This window comes from Halorubrum sp. CBA1125, assembly GCF_009742825.1.
Lineage (GTDB): Archaea > Halobacteriota > Halobacteria > Halobacteriales > Haloferacaceae > Halorubrum.
Window position 1 is genome coordinate 1 of record NZ_WPCE01000216.1, and the last position, 4,464, is coordinate 4,464.

The 4,464-nt window shown below is 70.5% G+C and carries 4 protein-coding genes and 2 pseudogenes; 4 read left to right on the forward strand and 2 right to left on the reverse strand.

All coding sequences use genetic code 11. The features are described from left to right. Positions 1–52 precede the first annotated feature (52 nt). Positions 53–1,275 (reverse strand): annotated as a pseudogene (hmgA, locus tag GJ633_RS14340) (hydroxymethylglutaryl-CoA reductase (NADPH)). A gap of 127 nt (positions 1,276–1,402) precedes the next feature. After that, a complete protein-coding gene (locus GJ633_RS14345; RefSeq protein WP_321169101.1) occupies positions 1,403–1,876 on the reverse strand; it encodes an N-acetyltransferase in 474 nt (157 codons plus the stop codon). A gap of 318 nt (positions 1,877–2,194) precedes the next feature. Between GJ633_RS14345 and GJ633_RS14350 the strand changes: the two genes are divergently transcribed. The 4 genes and pseudogenes from GJ633_RS14350 to GJ633_RS14365 all read left to right on the forward strand — a co-directional run. Beyond that, positions 2,195–3,061 (forward strand): DUF502 domain-containing protein, encoded by an 867-nt coding sequence (locus GJ633_RS14350; protein WP_156589359.1) that lies wholly within the window; start codon positions 2,195–2,197, stop codon positions 3,059–3,061. Further along, a complete protein-coding gene (locus tag GJ633_RS14355; protein ID WP_156589360.1) occupies positions 3,058–3,477 on the forward strand; it encodes an archease in 420 nt (139 codons plus the stop codon). Before GJ633_RS14350 ends, GJ633_RS14355 begins: the two co-directional genes overlap by 4 nt. Before the next feature lie 167 nt (positions 3,478–3,644). Beyond that, a complete protein-coding gene (locus GJ633_RS14360; protein ID WP_156589361.1) occupies positions 3,645–4,166 on the forward strand; it encodes a hypothetical protein in 522 nt (173 codons plus the stop codon). Positions 4,167–4,259: 93 nt separating this feature from the next. After that, positions 4,260–4,464: pseudogene (locus GJ633_RS14365) on the forward strand (hypothetical protein); the annotation flags it as partial.

Here is a 4,464-nt window from a genome sequence, read left to right on the forward strand (position 1 = left end):
TGACGCCGGCACGGTCGAATTCGACGCGGTCGAATCCGGGGCCGCGCGGTCGCTACCGGCCGAGGTCCGCGTGCGCCGAGGAGAGGTGCCTGGAGCCGAGCGCCGCGAGCAGCGAGAGCTCGCCCGCGAGCGCGCCGACCGCGATAGCCTCCGCGAGGCGTCGCCGTTGCTGCCGGCGGGGTCGCCGCCGCCGCGGACGCCGAGGACGTCCAGCCCCGCCGCCTGCGTCGGCAGCCCGGTGCCGCCGCCGACCGTCCCCACCTCGAGGCTCGCCAACGAGACGGAGACGTAGAGGTCGCCGTCGGCGGTCGTCTCCGCCGTCGTGATCGCGTTCGCGCCCTCGACGACCTGCGCCTCGTCCTGTCCCGTCGCTAAGAACATCGCCGCGACCGCGTTGGCGACGTGGGCGTTGAATCCGAGCGACCCCGCCTTCGCGGACCCGACGAGGTTCTTCCGCGTGTTGATCTCGGCTATCGCCTCGGGGGTCGTGTGGAGTCGCTTCTCGACGACCTCGCGGGGGACCTCGACATCGGCGGCGACCGACCGCCCGCGCCCCTCGACGGCGTTGACCGCGGCGGGCTTCTTGTCCGCACAGAGGTTCCCCGAGAGCGCGACCAGCGACGCGTCCGTCTCGGCTTCGATCGCGTCGCAGGCCTCCCGGGTCGCGATGGTGGCCATGTTCATCCCCATTGCGTCCTTCGTGTCGTACCGGAACCGGAGGTAGACGTTGTTGCCCACCACGTAGGGGGCGACGTCGAGCAGTTCGCCGTGGCTGGTCGTCGACTCGGCCGCCTCCCGGAGCGTCGCCTCGTTGTCCTCGACCCACTCGACGAGCGCCTCGGCCTCGGCGACGTCGGCGACGCGGAAGACGGGCGCGCGGGTCATCCCGTTCTTCGTCACCCGCGCGGTCGCGCCGCCGGCGTCGTTGATCACCGAGCAGCCGCGGTTGATCGAGGCGACCAGCGCCCCCTCGGTGGTCGCCATCGGGAGGTACCGCTCGCCGGAGAGCGCGCCGCCGCGGACTCGGACGGGACCGGCGACGCCCAGCGGTACCTGCACCGCCCCGATCATGTTCTCGACGTTCGATCCGTGGGCGTCGGCGGCGTCGAAGCTGTACTCGCCGAGCGGACCGACGTCGGCGCCGGACCGCTCGGCGACGAGGCGCCGTCGCGCGGCCGTCGCGGTGTCGGCGTCGGCGTGCTCTTCGAGCTCGTGGAAGCGAATCTCGCCGTCGCGGACGCGATCCGCGAGCGACGCGGGGGTGGCGTCGGTCATGTCCGCGTCTCCTCACGGCGCGTGCTAAGGATTATCGGTTTCGTAGGTCCGACCCAACCGCAACAGCTCTCGGCCGTGTAACGCGCTCACACAACGGGGAGTCGCGGCCGGCGGCTGAACAACCGGCCTACCGACCGACGAACCCGGAGAGGCGCTCGCGGAGCGACTCGCCGCCGAGTTTGAGGTAGTAGGCGTCGCCGCCGTCCTCGTAGTAGTTGTCGATCCGTCGGACGATCTCGAACCCGAGGTGCTCGTAGAAGCCGAGCGCCGACGTGTTGGTCGTGCGGGCGTGACAGGTGACCGACCGGTGCTCCTCGGCGACGTCGGCGACGAGCCGCTCGGCGTGGCCGCGGTCGCGATGGTCGGGATGGACGGCGAGAAAGAGGACGTACCCGTCGCGCCGGACGGACGCGAACGCGACGAGGTCGTCGCCCTCGACGAGGACGTGGGTCGTGGAGCGACGGTAGGCGTCGACGAAGAACCCTCGTCGCTGTCGAAGCACGCCCTCGTCGGACCGGATCCGCTCTTTGAGGCCCCACGCTTCGGCGGCGTAGTTCGCCTCGCCGGGGGGATCGGTCCGTTTCTCGACGTTGACGCTCACTGGAGATGACTAACACGCGGCCGGAATATAACTCCACCGCCACCGGGGACGGTTGCCCACCAGCGGTCACGCACTTCGAAGGACGAACGGGAGCGGGAGATGGAGGGAAGAGAGCGATGGACGGGAGCGGGAGATGGAGGGAAGAGAGCGATGGACGGGAGCGGGAGATGGAGGGAAGAGAGGGGCACGGAGAGTCGCGAACGTCGTTCGTCGGCCACGCGGCGCCGTCACGCTCGCCGTCGTGGTCTCGTTGACGGAGGACCCGTCGCGGCCTCGCCGACGGAAGCGTTTTGTCGAAAACGAACGTGGTGACCACCAATGGTAGACGAGCTGCCGTGGCGAGAGCGGCTCCGCCGGGCGTTCCTGACCGGGATCGCGGTGATCGTTCCCTCCGTCATCACCCTCGCCGTGCTCGCGGTCGTGTTCGACGCGATCTACGCCTACCTCAACGCGTTCTCGTCCGTGTTCGTCCCGCTGTCGCCCCGCGTCACGCTCCCGCTCGTCGGGTCGGTCGAGACCGAGTCCCTCGTCGAGGCAGCGACGCCGATCGTGTTCGTCGGGTCGATCCTCCTGCTCGGCTTCTTCGTCGACTCGACTCGACACGGGGAGCGCGCGGTCGACTACGTCGACTACGCGATCGAGCGGGTTCCGGGCGTGGGCTCCGTGTATCAGGGGTTCCGGCAGATGAGCGACGCCATGCTGGAGTCCGACAGCGGGAACTTCCGCGAGGTGGTCCTCGTCGAGTTTCCGACGGAGGGGAGTTACACCCTGGCGTTCGTCACGAGCGAGACCCCGTCGTCGGTCACGAACCGAGCCGGAGACGGCGAGATGCGGACCCTGTTCATGCCGATGGCGCCGAACCCGGTGATGGGTGGCCACGTCGTGTTCGTCCCCGAACGCCGGATCCTCGACGTCGATCTCTCCGTCGACGAGGGGATCCGCGCGCTCGTCACGAGCGGCGTCGCCCTGGAGGAGGCCGTCGCCGACGTCGAGGGCGTCGAGGGTGACGACGTTCGGGCGGCGTCGCCGGAGGGGCAGATCGACTCGCACCTCCCGGCCGAGGACGACCGCGCCAGCGGGAGGGGAGACGGAGGCGACGCGAAAAAGGCCGATGACGGAGGCGACGCGGGCGAGGCCGATGACGGAGGCGACGCGGGCGAGAACCGCGACGGGGACGCTCGATGAGCTACGCCCTCCGCGAGCACACCGCCGACGTCGCGGTGGAGGCGACCGGCCCCACCCTCTCGGCGCTCTTCGAGGCCGTCGCGGCGGGGCTCACGGCCGCGAGCTGCGAGTCGGTCCCGGCGACCGGCGAGCGGTTCGGTATCACGGTCCGCGCCGAGAGCCGCGAGGCGCTGCTTTTCGAGTACCTCGATCGCCTGATCTACGAGCGAGACGTGCGGCTCGTGCTCCCCGCCGACCACCGATGTGCGGTCTCGGGACCCGACGGCGACGCCGACTCGTGGCGCGTCGAGGCCACGGCCCGCGGCGTCCCCTTCGGCGACGTCGCGGCGCGCGAGATCAAAGCCGTCACCTACTCCGAGATGACCGTCGAACGCCGCGACGACGAGTGGTACGCGTACGTCGTCTTCGACGTCTGAGGCCGGTGCGCGTGTCGTTCCGTGTTCGGACGGTCGTTCTCGCCTTCTTCGGACCGTCGGTTTCCTCCTCTCCGGACCGTCGGTTTCGACTCGGTTCCGATCCCGGCGCAGGCCACCCCGTCGGTGATCGGCAAAACAGTTATACAGACATAGGGACATGTTATCGTATGTCACAGCCTGTCGAGGCGGACGGGCGGAACTGGCTCGCGGGCGCCGTCGGCGGACTCCTCGCCGGCGCGACGATGGGCGTCGTCCTCCACTGGGGGCTCGGGCTCATGCCGACGATCGGCACGCTCGTCGGGGTCGAGACGGTCCTCGTCGGCTGGCTCGTCCACCTGTTCAACAGTACGCTGTTCGGGCTGCTGTTCGTCGCCGTCTTCGATCGTCCCCTCTTCGACGAGCTGCGCGCGGACGTCGGGGGCTGTCTCTCGCTCGGCGTCGTCCACTCGGCGCTGCTCGGCGTGATCACCGGCGGGCTGTTGCTGCCGACCGCGCTCGCGATCGAGGGAGCGACGTCGCTGCCGGTGCCGACGCTGCCGGTCCCCGGGCTCACGGCGAGCTTCGAGTTCGGCGCCGTCATCGCGGTCGCGCACCTGATCTACGGCCTCGTGCTGGGGCGGGTCTTCGCCGCGTTCACCGTCGCGGACGACGCGAGCGATCTGCTCCCGATCGATCCGGCCGACCGCTGAGGCGTCTCAGAGACGACCCCTCCTCCCGGCTGACTCCCTCGTCCCCCCCGTCGCGTTCGACCATTTATCACCACGGGGCCCGGTCGTGAGCACATGGCACCGACCCGCCTCGCTCGCGGCACCGCGGTCGTGACCGCGACGCTCGCCGGGGCCGTCCTGGCGTCGGGCGTCGCCTCCGCGCACGTCCGGTACGTGACCACGACCGATCAGGTCGGCGAGGGGCTGGCGTTCCTCGCCGACGCGCTCGCCGAGCCCCTGAACGCGGCGGCGCTCCTCGGCGGGGCGGTCGCGTCGCGGT